Raw genomic sequence first — 5,255 nt, forward strand, 5'->3', positions numbered from 1 at the left:
GGTCAAAATCCGCATCTGCGGCGTTAGGTAGCGTAGCGGACTTGCGAAGCTAAAATGCTCGCAAGATGTTCAATCTTGCTGCGCTTTTTGCCTTGCATCTGCGGATTTTTCCTCAAAAAACCGCTTCACAAGCCTTCTGACTACACTCCCTAATCTTTCAAACGGAATTCCGCCGCGCGCGCATGGGCGGTGAGCATTTCGCCGTGCGCCAAAACGCTGGCGATTTTGCCCAGTTTTTGCGCGCCCGCTTCGGATACCTGAATCAGGCTCGAACGTTTTTGGAAATCGTAAGTACCTAAGGGCGATGAGAAACGGGCGGTGCGGCTGGTGGGCAGCACATGGTTGGGGCCGGCGCAATAGTCGCCCAAGCTCTCGCTGGTATATCTGCCCATGAAAATCGCGCCGGCGTGGCGGATTTTCTGCGCCCATTGCTGCGGGTTTTCCACTGATAATTCCAAATGTTCGGGCGCAATATAGTTGGCGATTTCGCAGGCTTCGTCCAAATCTTTCGCCAACACAAACGCACCGCGGTTGCCCAGCGAGGCTTCGATGATGTCGCGGCGGGGCATTTCTTCAATCAGTTTGTCCATGGCCGTCTGAACTTCGTTTAAATACGCTTGCGAAGTGGCAATCAGAATGGCTTGGGCGATTTCGTCGTGTTCGGCCTGGCTGAACAAATCCATCGCCACCCAATCGGCGGGCGTGCTGCCGTCGGCAATCACCAGAATTTCAGACGGCCCCGCCACCATGTCGATGCCCACCACCCCGAACACGCGGCGTTTGGCGGCGGCGACAAACGCATTGCCGGGGCCGGTGATTTTATCGACCTGCGGCACGGTTTCGGTGCCGTAAGCCAGCGCGGCTACGGCTTGCGCGCCGCCGACGGTAAACACTTTGGTTACGCCCGCCACATAAGCCGCCGCCAGCACGATGTCGTTGCGCTCGCCTTTCGGGGTCGGCACCACCATGATGATTTCTTTCACGCCGGCCACGTGCGCGGGCATGGCGTTCATAATCACCGAGCTGGGGTAGGCCGCTTTGCCGCCGGGCACGTAAATGCCGACGCGGTCGAGCGCGGTAATTTGCTGGCCCAAGAGCGTGCCGTCTTCGTCGGTGTATGTCCACGATTCCAGTTTTTGGCGTTGGTGGTAGCTTTCCACGCGCGCGGCGGCGGTTTTCAAGGCCGTCTGAACATTTTCGGGCAGGCGTTCGAACGCGTTTTTCAAATCTTCTTGGCTTAAGGTTAAATCGGCGAAGGTTTGCGCCGCCGTGCCGTCGAATTTATTGGTGTATTCGATTACGGCCGCATCGCCGCGCTTTTGCACGTCGGCGCAGATGTCGGCCACGATTTGGTCGATTTTCGGGTCTTGCGCGGTTTCAAAGGCAAGCAGGGCTTTGAGTTCGGCTTGGAAGTCGGGGGATTGGGTGGAAAGGTGTTTCATCTCGGGCTTTCTTTATGGATTTGGGGAATATTTTTTCAGACGGCCTTTATTGTAACGCGTTTGGGGTATCCATGCCGTCTGAAAAACGGATGACGGCGGTTTTTCGGAATATTGTGTTTTTCAGACGGCCTTACCCGTGAGCAGAAAACTGCCGTCCAGCAAGGCTTTGACCGTTTCCGCATCTGCCGAACCGTCGAGCCGCACGCTCAGCCAATGGGTTTTGTTCATATGGTAGGCAGGCAGAAAGCCCGTTTGCACGCGCAGGGTTTGCACCAAATCGGGCGCGGCTTTCACGTTCATCAACGGAATGTTGCCGCTTCCGTCCAAACCGAGCTTGGCAGCGGCAACGTTCATCAGCACCGCATACCACTTGCCACCCTTCGCATGGCGCAGCACGGCGTAATCCGGGTATTTTTCCCACAGATACACGGGGTCGGTTTGATAGCGTTCGGCGGCATAATCGAGTACGGCTTGTCGGTTCACGGCGGTTCTCCCAAAGATTTTCAGACGGCCTTCACAGCGGCGGCAGGCCGTCTGAAAATCAACTCTCCAAACCGCCATGCCTGTTTCGGCACATAAAAGGAACGAAACGGCACATTTCAGACGGCCTTATGCTGCTATGCTGGACTTTCCCATCACACCAAAAAGGAAAAAATCTAAATGTTCCGCACAATCTTCATCGCCGCTTTAATCGGCGCATCCACACTCGCATCAGCCAACGGCGCGTTTACGCTGAATGCCGACAATTTGAACAACGGCCGCTTTACCAAACAGCAGCTTTTGAGTGCGCCCTACGGCTTCGGCTGCTCCGGCGGCAACGTATCGCCCGCGCTGTCGTGGAAAAACGCACCTGCCGGCACAAAAAGTTTCGTGCTGACGCTGCACGACAAAGACGCGCCGACAGGTTTGGGCTGGATGCACTGGGTGGTGGCGAACATTCCCGCCCATGTGAACAAACTGCCCGCAGGCATTACCGCACAAGGCCGCAATCTGCCTAAAGGCGCATTGCAGACGCGCACCGATTTCGGCAAACCGGGCTACGGCGGCGCATGTCCGCCCGAAGGGAAAAAACACCGCTACGAAATCACGCTGACCGCGCTGAAAGTCGCCAAGCTGCCCAACGTAACCGCGGATGCCACACCCGCACTGGTCGGCTTTTTCACCAAAGCCAACGCTTTAGGCGAAGCCAAAATCACGATCGAAAACCAACGTTAACCGTTTCGGCGGGGCGGTATTCCGCCGCTCCGCCTTCTCCGTCCCTCACCGCCGTCGGCACAAAGCCGAACCGTTCCTTAAAACGCGCCGTAAAACGCGAAGCGTTGTCATAGCCCACCGCCGCCGCAATCTGCGCGACCGTCCAAGACGTTACCTGCAACAGCGTCAGCGCGCGCATCATGCGCACATCGATGAGCAAGGCCCTGAACGACGTGCCCTGCGCCGCCAAACGCCGCCGCAAAGTCGTTCCGCTCATATTCAGACGGCCTGCCATCGTTTCCGCTGTCCACTCGAAAGCCGCGTCTTCCTCCACCGCTTTTCTCAAACGGCGCACCAAACCCATAGGCTCGTAAGCATGGAAACGGCAGCCCGAAACATGCAGCCATGCCAACACCTGCTGCAACCCCGTATCGGCCACCGCATCGGGAATGCCGTCGTCGCCCAACATCTGCGCCGCCAGCGAAAAAGAAACCGCAAACTTGGCCTTTTCAGGCAATAGTCGCGCATCGGCCACCAACTCGCCACCTTCGTACATTTCGGCAAAACGGTCGATTAAGGGCTGCTCGAACGACAGCCATTGCGCCCGATAAACACCTTCTTGTTCATCCGGCTCGTTCAACACATCGAAGGTCTGCCAACCTGCCAGCGCAACGGCGCGACCTGCCGGAATAATGAGTTCGTTCCCAGCCCAACGCAGGATTTTCCGTCCGCTCAATACCAGAATGACCGTCGGATTGTGGGCGGCCAAACGGCTGTATAGCAACCTGCTGCGCTGGATAACGGTACCGCTTGCGCCATAATTCGGACGATGGATAAAGTTTCGTTCGGCCATAACGGGGACTCGACACAATAGGGAAAACGGTTTTCAGACGGCCTGAAAATCGGCAAGGCCGTCTGAAAACTATGTTCAAACAGCCAACCTGTCGGCACACAAAAAAGAAAACGGTATGTTTCAGACGGCATGTTGTGCCGTTCCGGATAAGCGTACAGAATATTTTGTCTAATCCATTCAGTTTGTTATTCGTCATTCCCGCGCAGGTGGGAATTCAGAACGGCAAGACACTGAAATCTTGGCTCGATATGGCAGCTTCAAAAGTCTGAATTCCCGCCTACACGGGAATGACGATTGTTTTGAAATCGGGAATGCCGTCTGAAAAAATCAGCGTTTCAAAAAACCTTTTTTCTGCAAAAAACCCGCCATATGCGGACGCACGGGATTGGCCAATGTTTTTGCCAACGACTGTTTCCACGGCACGGGTTTGCCTTTGCGCGCTTCGTAATACGCCGCCACCGCCTGATTGTAGGCTTCCGCCGCACTGTCATCCAACACGGGACAGGCGTTTTCGGCGTAAACCCGTTCTTTGGGCAGACGCGGTTTGAACGGCGGGTTTTGGTCTGGATAACCCAAGCACAGGCCGACCAGCGGAATGCAGTATTCGGGCAGATTTAATATGTCCGACACCTTCTGCGCGTCGTTACGCAGCGCGCCGATATACACGCCTCCCAGCCCCAGTGATTCGGCGGCCAGCAAAACGTTTTGCGCCATAATGCCCGTGTCCACCGCGCCAATCAGGGTAACTTCCGTCCAATCGAGCTGCGCGTCGGGACAGATTTTCCGGTGTTTGGAAAAGTCGATGCAGAAAAGCAGAAACTCTGCACAATCAACGATATAAGGGGCACTACCCGCCGCTTCGTGTATGCCTTGCCGCAAAGCCCGGTCGGAGACGCGGATAACAGAGACACATTGCAGATTGTTCGATGTTGAAGCTTGCTGCCCCGCACGAACCAGCGTGTCGAGCATTTCTTCCGATATAGGTCGGGACGTGAATTTGCGGATGGAACGGTGGGAAAAAATGGTATCAAGCGTGGATTTGCTTTGCATGTTCGGCAGTCTTTCGTTCTGGGTACGGACTTCGGATATTGGAAGGCCGTCTGAAATTTCCGTTGGTGTCAATCCTTACTCACAAACCGCTTGTTCACTTTCACCCGCTCGCCGCGTCCGACTTTCTTGATTTCCAGCCAGTCGCTGTAAATGGCGTGCACTAGGGCGCGGTCGGTGTCGTAACCGTAGTCGTGTGGGTTGATTTGCGCGGCGAGCTGTTTCAGAACGTCGCTCAGGCGCGCCCAGCCGTCGGTATCGGCAGCGGCATCGACGGCCTGCTGCACGAGCGGAATCACGCGGCTGAATTTGGGTTTGCTGTTTTTGGTTTTGGTTTTGGAGGGTTTGTCGGCAGGTGCGGGAGTGGTTTCTGGCTGGACGGGCCGGGCTGCAGTTTCCGTATCCGGCTGCAAACTGTTTTTTCCGTTTTCAGACGGCCTGTCCTGCGCGTCCTGCGTTGCGTTTTCGGATTTGCGTTCCGCACGTTTGCGGTTGCGGCCTGCCGGTTTGCCGTCGGCCGCTCCGTTTTGCGGTTTGTTGTCGCCTGAGGCCGTCTGAACGGCGGTTTCGGTTTGGGCGGCGGTATCGGCTGGCTTGTTTTCTTTTTCAGACGGCCTGCCGTTTTTGTCGTTGCGGCGCACTTGAAGCTGGTTGTTGTCGGTGCGGTGTTCGAAAATATCGAAGGATTTGATGAGTTCGGAGAGTTTGGCGAAACCGTA

The 5,255-nt window shown here is 56.0% G+C and carries 6 protein-coding genes; 1 reads left to right on the forward strand and 5 read right to left on the reverse strand.

Annotation, left to right across the window (positions count from 1 at the left end):
- Window positions 1-149: 149 nt before the first annotated feature.
- Both hisD and ACEYDX_RS06885 read right to left on the reverse strand, forming a co-directional pair.
- The gene (gene hisD / locus ACEYDX_RS06880; protein ID WP_373741281.1) at window positions 150-1,442 is read right to left on the reverse strand and encodes a histidinol dehydrogenase; all 1,293 of its coding nucleotides are present in this window, start codon (window positions 1,440-1,442) and stop codon (window positions 150-152) included.
- A gap of 120 nt (window positions 1,443-1,562) precedes the next feature.
- Window positions 1,563-2,003 carry an MmcQ/YjbR family DNA-binding protein gene (locus ACEYDX_RS06885; RefSeq protein WP_373741282.1) on the reverse strand — a complete coding sequence of 147 codons (441 nt, stop codon included), beginning with the start codon at window positions 2,001-2,003 and terminating at the stop codon, window positions 1,563-1,565.
- Between the two features lie 99 nt (window positions 2,004-2,102).
- On the opposite strand from ACEYDX_RS06885, the gene ACEYDX_RS06890 reads away from it, so the two are divergent.
- A complete protein-coding gene (locus ACEYDX_RS06890) occupies window positions 2,103-2,657 on the forward strand; it encodes a YbhB/YbcL family Raf kinase inhibitor-like protein (RefSeq protein ID WP_373741283.1) in 555 nt (184 codons plus the stop codon).
- Here the strand turns inward: ACEYDX_RS06890 and ACEYDX_RS06895 are convergent.
- The 3 genes from ACEYDX_RS06895 to ACEYDX_RS06905 form a co-directional block, all read right to left on the reverse strand.
- Window positions 2,635-3,489, reverse strand: coding sequence for a helix-turn-helix transcriptional regulator (locus ACEYDX_RS06895; RefSeq protein WP_373741284.1), 855 nt, complete (start codon window positions 3,487-3,489; stop codon window positions 2,635-2,637). The two genes, ACEYDX_RS06890 and ACEYDX_RS06895, sit on opposite strands and share 23 nt — an antisense overlap.
- Window positions 3,490-3,816: 327 nt before the next feature.
- Entirely contained in the window at window positions 3,817-4,539 is a 723-nt protein-coding gene (gene nfsA, locus ACEYDX_RS06900; RefSeq protein ID WP_373741285.1) for an oxygen-insensitive NADPH nitroreductase, read from the reverse strand.
- Window positions 4,540-4,607: 68 nt separating this feature from the next.
- Window positions 4,608-5,255 (reverse strand): OST-HTH/LOTUS domain-containing protein (locus tag ACEYDX_RS06905; RefSeq protein ID WP_373741286.1); only part of this gene is annotated, 648 nt, incomplete at its 5' end.

The organism is Neisseria sp. (genome assembly GCF_041804105.1).
In the GTDB taxonomy this organism is placed as follows: Bacteria; Pseudomonadota; Gammaproteobacteria; order Burkholderiales; family Neisseriaceae; genus Neisseria.